The sequence below is a fragment of the Cohnella luojiensis genome (assembly GCF_004564235.1).
GTDB lineage: Bacteria > Bacillota > Bacilli > Paenibacillales > Paenibacillaceae > Cohnella > Cohnella luojiensis.
On sequence record NZ_SOMN01000004.1, the window covers coordinates 186,309 to 205,468 of the forward strand.

General features: G+C 43.1%; 16 protein-coding genes and 1 pseudogene. 4 read left to right on the forward strand and 13 right to left on the reverse strand.

Annotation, left to right across the window (positions count from 1 at the left end; genetic code table 11):
* Positions 1-46: 46 nt before the first annotated feature.
* Positions 47-919: a LysR family transcriptional regulator gene (locus E2980_RS05855; protein WP_240702899.1), complete on the reverse strand. Its 873-nt coding sequence runs from the start codon at positions 917-919 to the stop codon at positions 47-49.
* Positions 920-1,114: 195 nt separating this feature from the next.
* Positions 1,115-1,363: pseudogene (locus E2980_RS24575) on the reverse strand (amidohydrolase family protein); the annotation flags it as partial.
* 208 nt (positions 1,364-1,571) lie between these two features.
* Here E2980_RS24575 and E2980_RS05865 point away from each other — a divergent pair.
* On the forward strand, positions 1,572-2,213 hold the full coding sequence (locus E2980_RS05865; RefSeq protein ID WP_135151199.1) for a hydrolase: 642 nt from the start codon (positions 1,572-1,574) through the stop codon (positions 2,211-2,213).
* A gap of 44 nt (positions 2,214-2,257) precedes the next feature.
* Here the strand turns inward: E2980_RS05865 and E2980_RS05870 are convergent, their stop codons facing one another.
* The 10 genes from E2980_RS05870 to E2980_RS05915 form a co-directional block, all read right to left on the reverse strand.
* Complete coding sequence (locus E2980_RS05870; protein ID WP_240702900.1) at positions 2,258-3,127, reverse strand: LysR family transcriptional regulator; 870 nt, start codon at positions 3,125-3,127, stop codon at positions 2,258-2,260.
* A 342-nt stretch (positions 3,128-3,469) separates the two neighbouring features.
* Positions 3,470-5,164 (reverse strand): sugar phosphorylase, encoded by a 1,695-nt coding sequence (locus E2980_RS05875; RefSeq protein WP_135151201.1) that lies wholly within the window; start codon positions 5,162-5,164, stop codon positions 3,470-3,472.
* A gap of 21 nt (positions 5,165-5,185) precedes the next feature.
* Positions 5,186-6,313 carry a glycerate kinase gene (locus E2980_RS05880; protein WP_135151202.1) on the reverse strand — a complete coding sequence of 376 codons (1,128 nt, stop codon included), beginning with the start codon at positions 6,311-6,313 and terminating at the stop codon, positions 5,186-5,188.
* A gap of 28 nt (positions 6,314-6,341) precedes the next feature.
* Positions 6,342-7,775, reverse strand: coding sequence for an MGH1-like glycoside hydrolase domain-containing protein (locus E2980_RS05885; protein ID WP_167746997.1), 1,434 nt, complete (start codon positions 7,773-7,775; stop codon positions 6,342-6,344).
* A gap of 249 nt (positions 7,776-8,024) precedes the next feature.
* Positions 8,025-8,693, reverse strand: a complete 669-nt coding sequence (locus E2980_RS05890; RefSeq protein ID WP_135151204.1) for an SGNH/GDSL hydrolase family protein — start codon at positions 8,691-8,693, stop codon at positions 8,025-8,027.
* Positions 8,694-8,702: 9 nt separating this feature from the next.
* Positions 8,703-9,521, reverse strand: a complete 819-nt coding sequence (locus tag E2980_RS05895) for a carbohydrate ABC transporter permease (protein WP_135151205.1) — start codon at positions 9,519-9,521, stop codon at positions 8,703-8,705.
* Between the two features lie 12 nt (positions 9,522-9,533).
* Positions 9,534-10,436, reverse strand: a complete 903-nt coding sequence (locus tag E2980_RS05900; RefSeq protein ID WP_135151206.1) for a carbohydrate ABC transporter permease — start codon at positions 10,434-10,436, stop codon at positions 9,534-9,536.
* A 64-nt stretch (positions 10,437-10,500) separates the two neighbouring features.
* On the reverse strand, positions 10,501-11,871 hold the full coding sequence (locus E2980_RS05905) for an ABC transporter substrate-binding protein (protein ID WP_135151207.1): 1,371 nt from the start codon (positions 11,869-11,871) through the stop codon (positions 10,501-10,503).
* A 135-nt stretch (positions 11,872-12,006) separates the two neighbouring features.
* A complete protein-coding gene (locus E2980_RS05910) occupies positions 12,007-13,035 on the reverse strand; it encodes a LacI family DNA-binding transcriptional regulator (RefSeq protein WP_135151208.1) in 1,029 nt (342 codons plus the stop codon).
* A 77-nt stretch (positions 13,036-13,112) separates the two neighbouring features.
* Positions 13,113-14,456 carry a glycosyltransferase family 4 protein gene (locus E2980_RS05915; RefSeq protein WP_135151209.1) on the reverse strand — a complete coding sequence of 448 codons (1,344 nt, stop codon included), beginning with the start codon at positions 14,454-14,456 and terminating at the stop codon, positions 13,113-13,115.
* Positions 14,457-15,151: 695 nt separating this feature from the next.
* Here E2980_RS05915 and E2980_RS24105 point away from each other — a divergent pair.
* The 3 genes from E2980_RS24105 to E2980_RS05925 all read left to right on the forward strand — a co-directional run bounded on the left by E2980_RS24105 (position 15,152) and on the right by E2980_RS05925 (position 18,748).
* Complete coding sequence (locus E2980_RS24105; RefSeq protein WP_167746998.1) at positions 15,152-15,295, forward strand: hypothetical protein; 144 nt, start codon at positions 15,152-15,154, stop codon at positions 15,293-15,295.
* A gap of 130 nt (positions 15,296-15,425) precedes the next feature.
* On the forward strand, positions 15,426-16,991 hold the full coding sequence (locus E2980_RS05920) for a response regulator (RefSeq protein WP_135151210.1): 1,566 nt from the start codon (positions 15,426-15,428) through the stop codon (positions 16,989-16,991).
* A gap of 11 nt (positions 16,992-17,002) precedes the next feature.
* On the forward strand, positions 17,003-18,748 hold the full coding sequence (locus tag E2980_RS05925; protein WP_135151211.1) for a sensor histidine kinase: 1,746 nt from the start codon (positions 17,003-17,005) through the stop codon (positions 18,746-18,748).
* Between the two features lie 107 nt (positions 18,749-18,855).
* Here the strand turns inward: E2980_RS05925 and E2980_RS05930 are convergent.
* The coding region (locus E2980_RS05930; RefSeq protein WP_135151212.1) for an RNA-guided endonuclease TnpB family protein at positions 18,856-19,160 on the reverse strand (305 nt) is incomplete at its 5' end.

Below are 19,160 nucleotides of genomic sequence, written 5' to 3' on the forward strand. Positions count from 1 at the left end.
ATTTCAATCATTGAGTTTCAATATTCGCTTCTGCAGGTTGCGCTCTTTATAAATCATTGGTGAATTCTGGAATATGATTAATAAAGGTTCGGACTTTATGAAGCATCAATTTATTTTTACGTATGAAAAGCTTAATCTCACGTGTGGGTGTAGGATCAATTAATCGGATAATTTTTGTATATGGACAATTGTAGCTTTCAACAAGACGCAGGGAATCAATTGTTACCCCGACTCTAAAACGTACCATATTAAGCAGTGTTGATGTTGATGTTGTTTCTACATTTAAATATAGAGAAACACCTGTTTTATTTATATAAGCATCAAGTTGTTTCCGGAGTTTGGTATCTTTAACAAACAAAACAGTTTGTAACTTTTCAAGCTCTCGAAATGGAATCACTAATTTTTCTGCCCAAGGATGGTCTTTAGAAACCACTAATGCTAGTTCTTCGTTGAATAAGTGTATGCTATCGATATGTTTGTTCGGTTCCAGATCGGTAGATATTCCGATATCAATTGTATTTTGCAGTAACTGTCCCGGGATATCTTCCAAATCAACAAAATTTATTGAAATATCCAGGTGCTGTTCATGAAATTGAGAAAACCTTGGCATTAAATAGATCAGATCAGAAGGTAAAATACCAATTATCATCTCATTATTCTGACTTAATTTAGATGTTTCTATTCGAGAATCTTCAATAAGCTTCATCACTGCAATTCCCTTTTCAAAAAGGATTTTTCCAGCCTCATTAATCTCTATTCCTCTTCCGACTCGATCAAATAAAGGAGTGCCATATTCTTGCTCCAACAATCGAATTTGTTGACTTAATGTAGGTTGAGAAACCATCAACACTTCAGCAGCTTTAGTAAAGCTTCCTGATTTGCAGATTTGAATAAAATATTCTAGTTGTCGAAATTCCACTTATTCACCCCTATTTCCGGCATAATAAAAAGGCTGTCCGTACGAGCAGAGCATACACTCTATCGTATCCGGGCAGCCTTTTCCTTATACCTTAAGCTCCAAAAGTATGAAGTTTACGCGCATCAAAAGACGAAGTATACGCCGTGCGGACGGTAATCTCCCCACGTTTGTCCAGTTCCTCATAAACTTGATAATCTTATCCCGCTGAATTTCTCCACCTGGCGGATTCGGAGTATCCTTCGTACACCCGACCACACGTAAAGCTGCTTTGTTCAATAAAGCTTGGCGGTATAAATTAAGAATGAATACGGGAGTATCTGGGGCTATTCGATTAATTTCATCCAATGTTGGCATCCGGCGTTCCTTAAATTGAAACTCTGTCCATCCCCCTACAACCCGAACCCATTGTGGTGCAGGCGTACGGTCCACTAGGTTTTTTAACATACGCAAGGCGTCAACCACCGACGGCACTCCATCCCAACGAAGTTCCAAGTTGCAGACGATCGATTCTATAATTTCAATCTATAGAACGTATAGAAAAAATAGAATTGATTAATAAATAACGTTTCAATATTATAAACACATGCGACGGACTTCATACTGATAATTTCGTATGCTGTCATAACTAACAAAATGAAAGTTGGGATTCTACATGTTTAATGATAAATCCGATTTGCTTACTCCCGGTAACTCTGCCATAATCCTTATCGACCATCAACCACAAATGCTATTCGGAGTACAAAGCGCCGATAGACAAACCGTAATCAACAATACGGTGGGACTGGCTAAAACGGCAAAAGTGTTCAATGTCCCCATCATATTAACTACCGCTACGGCTAGTACCTTCTCGGGTCCACTCCACCCGCAGATTCAAGAAGTTTTTCCCGATCAAAAACCTATCGATCGGACAACTATGAATTCTTGGGAAGATGAATACTTTTTAGCTGCAGTCAAAAAGACTGGCCGCAAGAAGCTTGTCATTGCTGCATTATGGACAGAAGTATGCCTTGCTTTTCCCACATTGTCGGCAATTAAAGACGGCTACGAAGTTTACATTGTAACAGACGCTTCGGCCGGAACCACTGTAGAGGCACATAATATGTCCATTCAACGTATGATTCAAGCAGGTGCGATACCGGTTACTTGGGAATCTGTTCTTCTCGAATATCAACGCGACTGGGCTCGTCAAGAGACTTACGATGCCGTTATAGAAATTGCTATTCAACATGGTGGCGCTTATGGCGCGGGTATATTTTATGCCCATACGATGTTTGGCGGGCACGAAGGGGTTTAATGCTTACCAAAATTAATCCGATTGATTTAATGGTATGTTAAAATTCAACAGTGACCAGTCATTATTTCAATTAAAGTGCGAACCGAATGTTTCATAATTTTATTTTTACGATAGATAAGCTTTATTTCTCGTGTAGGTGTAGGATCAGTTAATCGAATAATTTTTACTTTGGGATGGTTATAGCCTTTAACGAGTGGTAAGGATAATAATGCTGCTCCATATCCATGAAGCACCATAGATAGAAGGGATGATGCTGATACTTCTACTATTGTTGACTTTAAAGTAATACCTAATTTCATAGCATATGATTCAATAAATTCCCGGCACATGTTAGAGTGAAAAAACAAACCGGAATCTAAATGTTGTAGCTCTTGAAATGGAATTATCGTTTTTTCTGCCCAAGGATGGTTTTCTGCAACAATAAGTACTTGCTCTTCTTTGGTTAAGTGAATACTATCTATATGCTTGTTCTGTTCTGAACCCTTAGTTATTCCGAGATCGATTTTATTTTGCAATAACTGTTCCGAAAAGTCTTCAGTCTCTACAAAATTCAAAGAAATATCTGGATACTGTTCACGAAATTGAGCAAAGTGTGGCATAAGATAGAACAGATCGCCCGGTAATACACCGATTGTAAGCTCGCCTCTCTGAATATTTATTAATTCATAGATTTCTTTTCGAGATTCTTCAATAAGTTGCTTCACTGAAAGCCCCTTATCAAGAAGAATTTGCCCTGCCTCCGTAATTTGAATTCCCCTTCCGACTCTGTAAAATAAAGGAGTACAATATTCATTCTCTAATACGCGAATTTGTTGACTTAAAGTAGGTTGGGAAACCATCAATACTTCCGCTGCTTTAGTGAAGCTTCCTTCTTTACATATTTGTATAAAATAATCTAGTTGTCTTAATTCCACTTGGTACCCCATTTCTATGATTATGAAATTACTTTGGAATACTTGAACAACTCCCTTAGACTGAAAAGTTCAATCCCCATCATTCTATAAGTAAGATTACTATCTATCAATATAAGTTTATCTATGTGACATATAGGCATTGCTTATGTTTTCTAGTTTCCTTTTTATGTAACTTCGTTCGAGAAACCATAAAAATACAAATAAACACCGCGCTTGCAGAATTGAATAATCCTGCAGGCACGGTGCTTCCGTGTTCGTATATTATGAGGATAACATAATATGAGATCGCCTATTTCAATAAAGAACTCGATATAATGGCCACACCAATTCCTTGAAATCTAATTACTTTTTCACCCACATGCACTGATAAGGATTAAGCTGAACATTCGCGTCCGTGTGTTGTTCCCCGATAAGATCCATACCCGTAAAAGGAAGCAGTAGTGTCACCGTCTCGTCCGACACATTGACCAATACCAGAACTTCATCCCCACTTTGCTCGTTTTTACGAAGTATGGAGAATACCCGCTCATCCAAAAACATAACTTGCTCTAATGCCTGAGGATTGAATGCTTTTTGCCGTCTGCGGATTTTAATCAACCGGCTGAACCGTTGGAACACGGTGCGACGTAACGTGTCCGTCTCCAGTTGATTAACCAACTCGTGCTTGTCTAACTTCTCCCGATTGATGCGCCGATTGATCCCGGACTCTTCCAACCCTTTGTAGTCATTGCGCGATCCTAACAGACTGTGGATATATATACCCGGAACACCAGCTACGGATAACAGAATCGTCTGAGCCCCTAAAAAACGTCCGATTCGAATGTCATCCGACTCATCTGGATGCGTCAGGGCGTCCAAATAATTGATGTTCAATTCATAAGCGCTTTTCGTACCGTCTCCGTTATCCTTGTACGATACCCGACCGCCATGCGCCAGCGTCTTGTCGGTCATCATTTGCTTTTCGTCGTCGTTTAAGATTCCCTCGATCGGACGCATGCCAATCCCGTCATGGGAAGCAAGGAAATTGAAGAACGTAGTGCTGTCTGACGTCGGATCGAGGCTGTCGGCCCATTGAAGCAGCTTACTCGCGTTTTTAGTGTGAAATGAATACAAGGTAAGCGGCGGCAGCGGAAACTGATAGACCATCTGCGCCTCATCATATCCATTTCCGAAATAGCTGATGTTGTCTATGTGAGGCACGTTCGTTTCCGTAATCATTATGGTTCCAGGTGCTGCCAGGTCAAGCACATTGCGCATCAATTTGACCAAGGCATGGGTCTCTTCCAGATGCATGCAGGTCGTGCCGAGTTTTTTCCAAGCGAATCCGATTGCATCTAATCGGATAAACCGGGCGCCATTTGCGGCGTACTCCAGCAAAATGTCCAAAATCTCAAGCAAAACGTCCGGGTTTTTGAAATTGAGGTCGATTTGGTCCGAGCTAAATGTCGTCCAAATATGCTTCGTGCCTTTCGCCGTTTCAAAACGCGTCAGCAACGGAAGCGCCCTTGGGCGCGTCACTTGACCGTAATCCGCATTCGGATCGGCTTCGGTGAAATAGGACTTATATTTCTCTTCACCGCGTAAATAGCCCTGAAACCATTCACTGCTTTGTGAAATATGATTAATCACGGCATCGAACATCAAGTCGAAGTCGCGGGACAAGGAATTGACATGCTCCCATTTCCCCAGCTCGGGATCAATTTCGCGATAATCGACAACGGAAAATCCGTCATCGGAGGTGTATGGATAGAAAGGAAGAATATGGACCGCCGATATTGTTTCCTTGACGTATTGCGTCAAAAAATGATGCAGCGTCTGCAGCGGCGCCTTGTCGTTCTCCTTCACGGTATCGCCGTAAGTAATGAGCATGACGTCGTCTTCGCTAACCCACGGCTTCAGCATAGGTCGATCCTTCCGATAATTCTCCAGCAACCGCTCCATATTGCGGTATACTGTTTCGTCCTGATCTCCGTATAGCAAATTTAGTTTTTCCATGATGCTTTTTCGGCGTTCTTGACTTATCAATTGCAGTGTCATAATGCCCTCCCACAGTACGATTTAATGAGCAGCAAGCAAACGCATGGTGTTTTCAACCGTACGCGCCAGATTGATTTTCCCTTCTTTTAACGCTTCATCAAGCGTGCATGGATACGAAGTGATACTGTGAACCGACAACAGTCCTTCCTTATAAAGGCGTTCGTAACCGGGCTTTACGGATCCGGCGAACGCGATAACAGGAACGGATTCGGCTTTGGCCCGTTTGACGATTCCCGCAATGACTTTTCCGTCAGGCGTCTGGTTGTCTATTCTTCCTTCGCCGGTAAGCACGTAATCCGCTCGCGACAACTGTTGATCAAACCCGACTGTATCGAGTACGATATCGATTCCGGATGTCAGCATGCCTCCGCAGAGTAATAATGCCGCGCCAGTTCCACCCGCCGCGCCGGCTCCTGAAATATGGTGAACGGACAACCCGGTAGCATTCGCAACAATATCAGCGAAATGAGTTACAATATTCTCCAATTGTTCGATCATGTCGGAAGTCGCCCCTTTTTGCGGTCCGAACACCCGGCTTGCTCCCCTCAGTCCGATTAGCGGATTGGTAACGTCGCACGCCACTTGAATAGAAACGGACGAAAGCCGGGAATCCAACTGGCTGAAATCTATGGAAGCGACCTCTCCAAGACAACCTCCGCCGAAACCGATTGGTTTCCCCACGGCATCCGTAATTTCCGCGCCTAGCGCTTGAAGCATTCCCGCACCGGCGTCATTGGTCGCGCTGCCGCCAATCGTTACAATCAGGCGTTGGATATTCTGGCTTAAAGCTGCAAGGATAAGTTCTCCCGTTCCATAGGTCGTTGCTAGATAAGGATTACGCCGGTCTGGGGGAACCAATTGAAGTCCACTGGCTCTGGCCAATTCCACGACGGCCGTTTTGCCGTCACCAAGCAACGCATATTGGGCGGCAATCTTGTCCCCGAGCGGCCCGGTAACTCGAACCTCCCGGAAAGAACCTCCCGAAGCGGACACCAACGACTCCATTGTTCCTTCTCCCCCGTCCCCGAGCGGTTGAACGACAAGCTCTGCATCGGGAAACACACGAAGAACGGCATCTTTCATAACGTTAGCTGCTTCCGCAGCCGGCATGCTATCTTTGAAAGAATCAGGCGCAATGACAAATTTCATGAGATCATCCCAGCTTTCTATCGATCCATTATAATCGAACGGTATATACTTCACCTGATGTCAAATGTTTGGTTACGGATTGAGAGTTGAGTATGATCTTGAGAGTGATCGGTCCGTCACTTTCAGCTATTACAGAATAAGTTCCATTCTCTTGAGGCGTCGCACGTAAATTAATCGTTCGTCCACCGAACCAATATCGATGGCAGCCCGATTCGCCCAGGCTAGGATCAATGTTCCATATCAGTTCGCTATTTGCCGCGTCGGCCCTTAGCCCGATCGCATGCTCCAATAGGTTGAGGATGGGGCCAATCCCCGTCCATCCAATGAAATCCGGTTTGCCTTTATCCCCTTGGCTAATATAATCGGCCGCATAGTTTTCCCAAAATTTACCCGTATCCTGATAAACTTGTACTACACGATCCAAGTGCTCAACAGCGATTTCACGAGCCAGTTGATGATAACCATATCTCTCCAACCCACGAATCACCATCGTATTGGTAGGGGCCCAAACAGCTCCCTGCCAGTAGCCTCCATTTGGTTGATAATGTTCATCATCCGCTGCCAATGTGGGGACGCGATGAGTTCTTGCGAATGTTTGCGGATCCCGCAACCAACCAACCAACCGTTCGGCTTGCTCGGGATTCGCCACACCTGACAGAAGAGCCCAAAAAGCCGCAATCGTCTTTACTGGCGCCCGTTCGCCGGTCTCGGTAACATCATAATAAAATCCGGACTCAGCATCCCACATATAATCATTAATGGCCTGGGAAATCAGTTTTTGATCTTTGGATAATACCTCCTGAATCATTCTCAAATTTAGTACACGCTCTGTTTGTCCCTCGGCTTCAAATCGGGCGGTTAATATATCGGAAATCTCCGTTAATTGACCGGCAAACAACATCATTTCACAGCTAATATCGATGCCGCTGCCTAAATAAGCATTTCTCGGCGAATTATCCATGCTAGCCCAATCCGTGACGAAAAGCCCGAATTGGTTTCTCAAATGATATTGCAAGGCCAAATAATAGCGATACAGCGGTTCCCAAACCTGTTTTAATCGTTCGACATCCCCGGTTTGCCTATAACTCTCCATTTCCGCCCATGCCAGAATCGGGTGATTCAGGTTATCCAGCGTTAGATAGGGCGGTTCTTCCACGACTCTTCCTAAATCGGGTTTAAACATATCGTCATAGCTTGGCTTATCTGCAGAGAATAAACCGCGATATTGATAATGGTTATGGAAATAGGAATGAAGGGGCTTTCGCATCCAATTGACCCAACGGTCGAATACTTCTCCGGTGTTTCTGACGATTTCGCGTGGGATCTCCCCATTGTCATACTGCTTGCAGTAAAAATTGTCCAGTGATCGAATGCCTGGGATATAAGCATGACCTAGGTTGCAAAACATGGTGATAAATACCGTATCCCATAAAAATATGCTGTCATTAAATGCGGCATCCACGAAGTTGCTGACGAATCCGCTCTGCGGCGTAGGAGAGTACGTATTTCGAAAAGCAATTTCCCATGCTTTCCAATAACATTCGATATATTCCGGGCGATTCGAACAAATCGGCTCAGGCAGCCGATTTCGAGCGGTTTCATAATCGAGCAGCGGATCGTCCTGGTATGATTTCTTCGAAAAGTAATTGGCCAATGTCCCTATCCCGTCCTTCGTTTTCATCGCATGAAGCATTTCTTCCTTCTAGACGAATCATATGATTTTTTTAAGAGCTTGAATAATCTCTTCGGCAATCAGATCATAGGCAAACCGGCTTGGATGAATATGATCGTTCTGATCGATAAACCATTGAATTGGAGTTCCAGCCTCTACTTGTTCACGAACACGATCAAACACATTAAGGAGTGGAAGCTGATCTTGCTTCGCAAAATCTACTGCCGCTTGAAGGTACATTTCACTATATTCTCCCCACTCCTGCCTTAGATCTAAGGCCACTTCTCGATAGACAGGGGCATTATCTAGGAATCTCTTTTTGTCAGGCGGAATGGTGACCAGAAACAACAGCTTAGCGGGAGTGGTCTCGGTAATGACACGAAGCAAACGCCGAAGTGTTCGCTTATAATCTTCGATACGGTGGCTCCCGTCCAATCGATGATTATAAGCGAACGATTCCACGATCACGATATCCGGGCTTACCGCAGACAGACATAGGTGATTGCCGCTCTCGTAAGGGCTCGGATATTCGTGGCTAACCCTATAAATGCCATGCTCTGCACGGGTTCCACTCACACCAAAGTTAATCAGCTCAAAGCTCTGGTCAGGAAAATGGGTCTCCAATGCATCCCGTAGTTCCGGCATCTCTCTTCCCCAAAAAGCTGTCATTGAATCACCGAGACAAGCCAATTTCAACTTTTTTCTCATCGATTCACCTCAACCCTTCACGGATCCGGCCATCAATCCAGCAACGAATTGTTTTTGTAAGGATAAGAACAAGATCAAAACCGGCAATAAGGATAGTACGTTTGCAGCTAATATTTTGGACCATGGTATGGCAACCGTATCTTGTGCCATTAACGCGAGCTTAAGCGGAATCGTAAACTTGTCTTCGCTTTGCAATAATACTAGCGGCATTGTAAACGAATTCCAGTTTTGAACGGTGTCGATGATGATAAGAGCTGTCAGTGCAGGTCGGAGTAAAGGCATAACGATAGTGAAAAAAGTATGAAAATCGGAGCTTCCGTCTACTTTAGCAGCCTCGAGCATTTCATTCGGAATATCGTCGATATACTGCTTAGTAAAAAATATGGCGAATACCGTAACAGAAAAGGGAACGATTAATCCGATCAACGAATCAAACATCCCCAGCTTCGTAATAATGAAATACAGAGGAAGCAGAAGAACGGTTGGCGGAACCGTCATTGTTGCAATCAAAAGAACAAATAACGTGTTCTTTCCTAAGAAGCGCTTTTTGGAGAACGCATATCCTGCCATACTGGAAAAGAGCACGGTAAGAATGACCGTCGGTACCGTAACCAAAAATGAATTCGTGAATGACACTTGGAATTTCAACAGTTCCCAAATTTCAGGATAATTACTCCATACGATCGTTTCCGGCCAAAAAGTAGGAGGGAATCTGGTGATTTCCGAATCGCTTTTCAGACTAGATACGAATAACCAATAGATGGGAAGAAGGAAAATGATCCCGATCATCCATAGAACAATGGTTTGCGTAATATTTTTGGTTTTCATTTTTTCGTCCCCCTATCCCAATCTATTGTTAACGATCTTTTTCTGAATAATCGTCACTATCACCACTACAATGAACAGCAAATAGGACATAGCTGCTGCTGGACCGATTTCATAATATTTAAAAGCTCGATTGAAGATCAGAAAGGGGACGGTAATCGTCGAATCCCCCGGTCCTCCGCCGGTCATAATATATACTTCCTGAAAGACGTTCAAGGAGTTGATCATGAGCAAAATAATCACAACCAAAGAAATTCGTCCAAGCAAAGGCCATGTTACATATTTGAATTTTTGAAGCGCGGTGGCGCCTTCTACATCCGCGACTTCATACAAGTCTTTGGGGATGTTTTGCAAACCGGATAAATAAATGAGCATAAAGTAACCAATATTCCTCCAGCAAGTCATGATCGCGATAACCGGCATGGCCCATAATGTGCTGGTCAGCCAGTGCGGTCCCGATATGCCGATCTGCGAAAGCAGTGCGTTAACAAGTCCTTTTTCCCCATTGAACAAGAAAATAAAAATCAAACTCGCGCTTACTACCGAAATGATATAAGGGACAAAAAATACCGACCTTACCATGTTTACCCCTGGCAGCTTCTTGTTGACTAACATAGCGAGAACGATTGAACCTAACATTGTAATTGGAATAAAGATGACCCCGAAATACAGTGTATTGATTACGGCTTTAATAAATAGCCGGTTATTTAAGGCAGCTGCGTAATGATCGAACCCAACGAAATGACCTGGAATCTCAAACAAACCGGCTTGTCTCAATGTGATGGGCTGAATATCTTTAAAGCTGGCTGCTACGGACCAAATGACTGGGTAAACCAAAAACATCCCCAAGATCACAAATGACGGTAAAATAAATAAATATGCGTTTATGTCGCCGAGATGTCTTTTTATAGATCTCATTGTTCTCTCCTAATAGGAGGGAGCACCTTCTTCTTGTAAGGCGCTCCCTTCTACATGTTTAATTTTATTTCGCTTTTTTGATTATTTCGTTGCCTTTATCCTGAACCAACTTCAACCCGTCAGCCGCCGACATCTTTCCGGAGACCACTTGGTTTAGTGCGTATTGATAGACTTCATCGCTTATTTGCACCCATTCAGATATAGGAGTAAGCGTGAACGGATATTGCAAACCTTCTTGATAGACAAGGAATTCAGGATGCTCTTTGAAATATTGCGTATCCGACATATCGTTGCGAATCGGGATTCGGAAAGGATAATATTTCCCATCATCCCCGACTTCACCCTTCATGATCTGTTCTTGGGCCGGTTTGGAGCCAAGGAATCGGATCAGCTTCTTAGATGCTTCCAATTTATCGCCTTCTACGCCAACAGGTACGGATAATAAGTATGCAGTTACTTCCGTAGCTTTACCAGTTGGGCCTGCAGGCACTTCCGCCACGGCCACTTCAAACGGATTTCCGTTTTTCCAAATATCCGGAACGCCCCACGGTCCTTGCAGTTCCATGGCAACAACCTGGTTTCTGAAGTCGGCCATAATAGCACCGCCATCTTTATTCAATGAATCCGGTGGGGAAGCTTCTTTAAATAGCTTGGTGTAAAATTCGAGCGCTTGTTGACCTTCCGACGTATTAATGGCCACTTCGTATTCGCCATTGCCTTTGTCCGTTACCAGTTTAGCTCCGGCTTGAGCGGCAAACATACCATACATCCATGTCATATCCGGTCCTTGTTTGCCGGCAAGCCCAATTCCGTACTGGTCTGGTTTCCCATCCCCATTTGTGTCAATCGTTAACTTTTTAGCAACTTCGTAAAGTTCGTCCCAAGTCTTTGGCGCTTCTTTAATGCCCGCTTTTTCAAACATGGATTTGTTATATACCAACTGGATAGTATGTCCTATCCAAGGCAACCCATATAGTTTGCCGTCAGTTATGGACAAATCCCAAATTTCTGGGACATAGTTATTCTTCTCTTCCATAAAATCTGGAGTCAGATCGATGAATGCTTGCTGGGATGCTAATGCCTTAACCTCACCATATGTTACTTGCAAGACTTCAGGTGATTTGCCGCTTAATATTTGCGTCAGCAACTTTTGACCGTATTGGATGCCGCCCAGCATCTCTACTTTGACATCCGGGTTTTGTTTTTCAAACTCATTCAGTATTTCTCGAATGGCTTTACCTCGCCCGGAATCACTTGCCCAGGCGATTTGCATACTAATGTTGGTAACTTTACCCGGTTCGGCCGGTTGTTCATTTGCTTTCGTTGCATTGTCTGGTGTGACAGCACTTTCATTTTCATTAGCCGCCCCACACGCAGCAAGGGTAAAGCTTAACACCAATACAAATAATACACGGAACCAACTTCTCTTTTTCAACCCAACACCCTCCTTGAAATGTCTTGCTTTGTATTTCAATCAACAAGTCTGCTTGTGAATATTTGGTTCACAACCAGCTCAGGGATTGACACAGTAGTTTCTGCCATCGTTGGCATTTTTATAAAAAAGAGGCCGTCATACAGACCTCCGCTCCTGAATAACAGGCGTTATTAATACACGCTTTCCAGGCGCCTCAGAATTTTCAAGTTGTTTAAACAGGATATTGAATGAATTTTCTACGAAAGAAGGGATCGATTGATCTATAGTTGTGATAGGAGGATGGAAATATTCACCCATCCTAATATTATCTATCCCAAGCACAGCAACATCTTCAGGTATTTTCAAGCCTTTTTCTTGAACTGCCCTATATACTCCAAGTGCACGTTCATCACCCGAAACAAAGAAAGCATCCGGCTGGTCCGAATTCGGATCATCAAGAATTCTTTTCGTTTCTTCGTAGGCTATACGAATACTGTGCACGCGTGAGATCGTTTGCCCGACGGCCTTGTTCTTAATCGCTTCTTGTGTTTGGAAGAATTCCAAAAACCCAGCTGCACGTTCAGGATTATTGTTGAACTCCTGATTACCAACCATAAATACAATGCGCTTTCGGCCTCTGGAGACTAAATATTGAGCGCCCAGGAAACCTGCATATCGGTTATCCAAATCCACATAAGAAGTGTCGAAATAATCAAGATCCTTGCCGATAATAACGAATGGAATTTTCTTATTTCGCAAGAATGTGGTTCGGGGATCGCCTTTCATAATATCGAACATAACCGCACCGTCGACCATACCGTGTTTGAGCATGTAAAAACCGTCATTCACGTCTTCCTTATAGCTCTCGGCGGATGATGAAGATATCACAAGACGATAGTTGCGGCGCTTTGCCTCTTTCATCATTTCGTAAAGAATTTCATTGTGAAATGCTCCCCAATAATGATCTTCATGTTGCGCTACGAATACGACTAACGTATTCGTACGCTTGACCCGCAATCCCTTAGCCAAGATATTAACTTCAAATCCAGTATCGTCAATGATCTTTTGCACTTGCTCACGAGTAGATACCTTAACTTTAGGATCTTTATTGATCACTCGCGAAACAGTTCGAATCGAAATACCGGCCATTCGTGAAATATCATTGATTGTCAGGTTTTTCTTCATGTCTACTTCCCCAAATCTTTATTTGTGCCATCGTTGGCATTTTTATTGTATGCGTTTTCTTAATCCATGTCAAGCTGCTAAAATAATTTGGATAAAAGCTTTTCTAATGCCGTATACGACAAATATTTCTTAGCAATATTAAAGTTGTCTTCGACCATATCTGCTCGATATTCCGGATCGATCAATACTTGAATTGACGCAGATGCAGCTTCATGCACTTTTTGATTGTCAACTTGAACCAAGCCGTCGGTTCCCGTTTCATGCGAATTCCCAAGTGATATCACTTGAAACCCGAGAGGTTTTATGTCCGTCTCGTACACCGGATACTCATAAATAACGACTGGTTTTTTGGCAAATAAGGCTTCTAATAATTGATTCCCCCACCCCTCTAAAATACTAGGATAGGTGATTAAGTCAGCATGAACATAGGCATCCCATAATGAATAATGTTTGTCTCCATTCTGTACGCAACGGGATGCTTGAATCCGGTCATTCACAAATATAAGTTTTACATGATTTGCCGCCGCTTTTTTCTTTAACGCCGGAATATATCTGTCGTCCGCTTCTGATAAACCTGCTAGCACAAGCACGATTTGATCTTCATCACCGAACGACTTTCCGTTATATAGCTGCTGTTTTTTTAAATGATGGAGTAAACCCGGGCTTTGCATGGCCGCAACAACGTCTATAGCAAGCTCGATCGCTTTCCGTTCTGTAATTCGTGTTGCTTGAAGAACTAGAATATCCGTTTCTTTTATACCTAGTCGTTCTCGAAAATCTTTATTATAATCATCCAATTCCCATAAAGGAGCGTCAAAATCAAAGACATTCGGAATCACTTGAGAATGAATGCCTTTTCGGAGGCTTAATTCCCGCTCAGCAATCTTATTAATGGTGACATGGCGAATAAGGTTGCTTCGGGGCGGAAAAACTTCTTCGAGCAAGCCGGTGACTACAGCATTAGTTGGATGACCGTATCTTGTTCGCTCCCAATAAAAATCATGATGATGCGCTACGGCTCTGATAGAACGTTTTTTAACAGCTTCTGCAAATGCGGCGCCTGCGGATAACCCCCATCCTAAAGACCAAATATTGTTCGGAACGATGATGTCCAGTTCATATCGATCTATAGCTTTTAATAATGCATCTTCAATTTGGGAGGCATATTGGAATAATTGATCACTAAACGGATTCACGGAGTCATATTCATACATTCTCTCGTAGCCGTTCTGGACAATTTTGTTATTGATTGGGTGCTGATAATGCAACTCATCTATAACAATCCCCTCTTCCTCACCCAAACTCCCCGCCAATAAGTACACCTTATGACCCATTTTTTCTAATACTTTTTTCCATTTCTCCATTTCTAATGATACTCCGTCTGTCTCACCTACACGAAAATGACAAAGTGCTATATTCATAACAACCTCCTTAATGCCATCGTTGGCATTAATGATTATATAATATTCTTAGAAAAAAAACAGTACGTAAAAATTCTATGTATGCAATGAGTGTAAAAAGAAGCCCGGCTTCGTTTTACTTAGGCAAAGCATGTCCTTCGCTCTACGTAAGAATAACGTCATGGCAAATTGATATTTTCTCCTTTAAGTAGACAGTCCGCTAACTGCTGTATCTAAAGTTCCGTTCATTTTAAAGACTCTCTTGGTTTTGTAATCAACCATGGAATAGTCATTTCACGAAGTATTCCACTGTGGGATTTTTAGAAACAAGTGCGCGTAATAGTTACGGATGAGACTAAAACAGCGTCAGATCAGCCGTTCTAATGGATACGAATGAGACTTCTTGAGAGTTCAATTGAGACTTTCCGCAATACTAATAGCTACATTCGAGACTTTCAATCGAAGATTATTCGGGATGTCGTGGCTGGAGGTGAAGTATTCTTCGAAGTGTGAATTGCATCATCGCCACAACACACCTGTAAGCCCACTTCATGAACTTTCATCCTTATGCACTAAACTCTACAGAGGCAACACAAAAATAAAAAATCTCGTCCCCAAGACCATATGAACTGTGCCCCGCAAGATGGACACTTTGAAAAAAGTGCACATCTTGCGGTTTTTTGTGTTTTAATCAATTCACAGAGGATGAAGCGAAGATGCGGATCATGGGGATTATTAGGGACAGTTTCACGGAGAAAGAGGTTCAGTTGTTGGAGGCAAACCCGAACGTGCTTCGCTTTTCGGAAAAGAATATCACGTATTCGCCTTCGTTTAAGATCGCAGCGGTGGAGTTCGCATAGCCCTTAATCATAATCAACAGCTTAAACGGCGTCAACAGGGAGCGGAAAATGATAATTAAGGGCAAGTTTCGTTCCCGAACTGATCGCATTAAGCGACGACCTAAGTTGACATCTCGGAGGAGGAAGGCACATGCATAAGGTACTGATTGTAGATGATGAGATTTTTGTACGCAAAGGTTTGATCAATCTAATAGACTGGTCGTCACTGCAATTTGATATCTGCGGCGAAGCGGAAAACGGGGTGCAGGCGTTAAACCTTATCAAACAACTAACCCCAGATCTAGTCATTGTAGATATACGAATGCCCGTGCTTGACGGCCTGGAGCTAATCCGGCAGGTAAATGTAGAGGGAGAGCATCAACCGTTATTTATCATTTTAAGCGGGTACCCTGATTTCTCTTATGCTCAGCAAGCCTTCCGTTACAATGTGTCAGATTATATTCTGAAGCCGGTTGATGAACAGGAGCTTATAGCTACCTTAAAAAGAATAGCTATTACACTGAATCAGAAACAGCTTTTATCGATGACAAGAGAAAAGCCGCTTGTCGAGATAATCATCGAAAGCTTGGTTCAGGCCGAACCAGACGATCAGGTGATGACGCAAATTGCATATACGCTTGATATTCCTCTCTTCTCCTCCTATACATATGTCATCGTAGAAATGCAGGATGGGCTGCCTAATAGGGAAATTGAATATATGCTCCCATTGCAAACGTTGCTCCAGCGATATTTCCATCTCGAGGGACAACCTCTTCTCATTCATGCACGCGCTTACAATCAATATGGCTTTATCGTGCCCCCGTTGTGGCAAGACGAGCAAATCGATGCTGAGCGGATGGGCTACAATAAGCTGCTCCATAGTTTGGAGAAGAATCTTTCAACGAAAATAGCTTTGTTTATAGGCCATAAGGTCGATCACTTGAAACAGATCGTTCATTCCCGCACTAGCGCTGACGAATGCTTGAATTATCGCTTTGCCGCAAGCTATAACGGCTTATTTATGGCAACGGAGCTGTTAGAGCTACCCTTATATTATTTTGATGTAGATGAAGAACTGCACAGAAAGCTGATGTATGAGGTTGAAGCCAATCGAAATGACGGGTATATAAACGCTATTGATGCGATTTTCATTGCCTTTCAGGAGCGGTATTTCGCTCCCGGTGCAGTTGCGAATACCGTAAGGCGAAGTATGATTGCCACTATCAATATTATCCGACAACTGGAAGGTAATGAAAAAAATCTAGCATGGTTGGAAGAGCTGCTCAATTGGCAGACGAAATACCGTAATCTGAACCAGCTAAGGCATGTTTTCATAAATTTTATAGAGGAAGCTGCTGAATATATCGCGGAGAAACGAGGAGAAAAAGGCGAAGGCAACATTGAAAAAGTGAAAAAATATATCGATGGCCACTTCAGAGAAAACATCTATCTGAAGGGCATTGCTGCCGAATTCCATATGAACCCGATTTATCTTGGACAGCTGTTTCGCAAAAATTACGGTGTGTATTTTAATGAATACGTACTGTCGCTTCGCATCGAGGAGGCGAAGCGGCTGCTGCGGCAAACGAAAAAACGCATGTACGAAATCGCAGAGCAGGTCGGCTTCCAAAACGCGGATTACTTTGCCACCCAATTTGAAAAGCTGGAGAAAATGACTCCAACGGATTATCGTAATAAGATGTTCGATCAAAAATAAGGAGGCCCATCGTGCTCAACTTTCGATTGCACCATTTGAAGCTCCGAAACAAGTTGATCGTCATCTATGTCATCTGTGTGTTCATACCGATTGTGCTGACAAACGTGATGTTCTATCATGTGACAACCATTAACGTAAAAAAACAGAAGACGGCAGATGCGGAACAAGCGATTACCTTATTGCAATCCGAATTAAGAGCCCTTATTGACGATGCTGCAGGCATTTCTTATTTGTATTCTATTGACAATCAGCTCAACAATCTTCTGAATATCGACCATACATCATACGATCGCTATGTAGAATCGCTAAGTGGCGTATCGAATCTGTTCAATCGCGCCGACAAGGAGTACAAAACCATCAGCTCCGTTACGATCATGAGTGACAATCCGACGATTCTAACCTCCGGTCATATTATCAAACTCGAGGATGACATACGTGACACGGATTGGTATCGCCAAATCGCAAATTACAATAATACTTATCCGCATCTATTTGTGACGTACGACAGCATCAGCGTTATTCAAAAGCTGTCGGATCGCCGGTACGAGGCTTATGAAAATGTGATAAAAATCGACTTGAATAAAAATTACGTTACGCAAATTCTCGATCTATCCGGCTTTGAAGGCGATATTTACTTGCTGGATCCGTCCAATCAAGCGCGTTACGGCCGTCTGGCAAGCGGTCAGCCAAGCAAGCTGATCACTGCAGATCGGACGCTCCGTCTCAATGAAATACCTAAGCCGAATAAGGCAATCGTCATCAGCAAGCAATATCAGTCTAATCGTTATCTGGGGGACTGGAAGGTATACGGAGTCCTTGACGAAGAGAACATCTTATATGATGTCAGGCAATCAGGCCGGTTTATCCTTTGGTTTGCAGGGATTAATTTCCTTGTGCCTACGATCGTAATCTTAATTTTCTCCCGCTCGATCCATACGCGCATTCAAGATATTCTGAAACACATGAAGTCTGTACGAGGTAATAACTTTGAACGAGTTCCCTATTATCAGGAACGGGATGAAGTAGGCGAACTAGCAGTGGAATTCAATCGGATGAGCGCGCGGATTGAAAACTTGATCAATGATGTCTATGTTTCTGAGATACAGAAGAAAGAACTGGAGCTGCGACAAAGACAAGCCCAACTACATGCGCTCCATAGTCAGATCAACCCGCATTTTTTATTTAATTCACTTGAAACAATCCGGATGCGAAGTCTTATGAAAGGCGAATCACAGACGGCCAAGACGATTCAGAACATGGCGAAAATCTTTCGAAAATCGATTCTATGGAAGCGAAGCTTCGTTACGATTCGCGAGGAACTGGAGTTGATCGAGTGCTTCCTGGAAATTCAAAAGTATCGTTTCGACAGCAAGCTGGAGTATCATATCGAGGTCGATCAATCCGTCATGGATATTGAAATTCCTAAGATGGCATTTTTGCCATTCGTGGAAAATGCAAGCATCCACGGTATAGAGAACATACCCGGCATTGGTTATATTACGATTCAGATTGCGCAAGAGCAGGAACAGATTATCTTCATCATCTCGGACAATGGGGTCGGCATCGATCAAGAGAAAATCGATGAGCTTCACCGCTACTTTCACGAGGATGCTGCCATGGGCGATTCCATAGGCATGAAAAATGTCATTACGCGTCTAAAAATATGTTACGGAGAATCATTCAACTTCGCAATTATCAGCGATCCAAATAAAGGAGCGCGGATCACGCTGCGTCTGCCGATTACACGAAAAGAATAAGATCCTTGAACCTCTCATGACTGAAGTCACGAGATTCTTGGGTAGTCCCCTCTACCGAAGAGAAATTGACCAAGCTAACCCTGTCGTCCCTACAGTTCGTGTAGCGTTTACACGGTAAGCAGTCTTTTGCCTTCGGCAAGTATGTTTAGGCTTGCGTTGAAATCTCTATCGTGATGCGCTTCACATTCAGGGCAATCCCATTTACGCAACTTTAAGTCCTTAACGTCTTTGTTTTTGTAGCCACAGCAGGAACATAATTGACTGCTTGCAAATGTTTTGCCAACGGCTACAACAATACGACCATACCACTTCGCTTTGTACTCCAGCATCGAGCGAAATTGGGACCAGGAAACTTCGTTGATCGCCTTGGCTAACTTATGATTCTTGACCATGTCGGCTACTTGTAAATCTT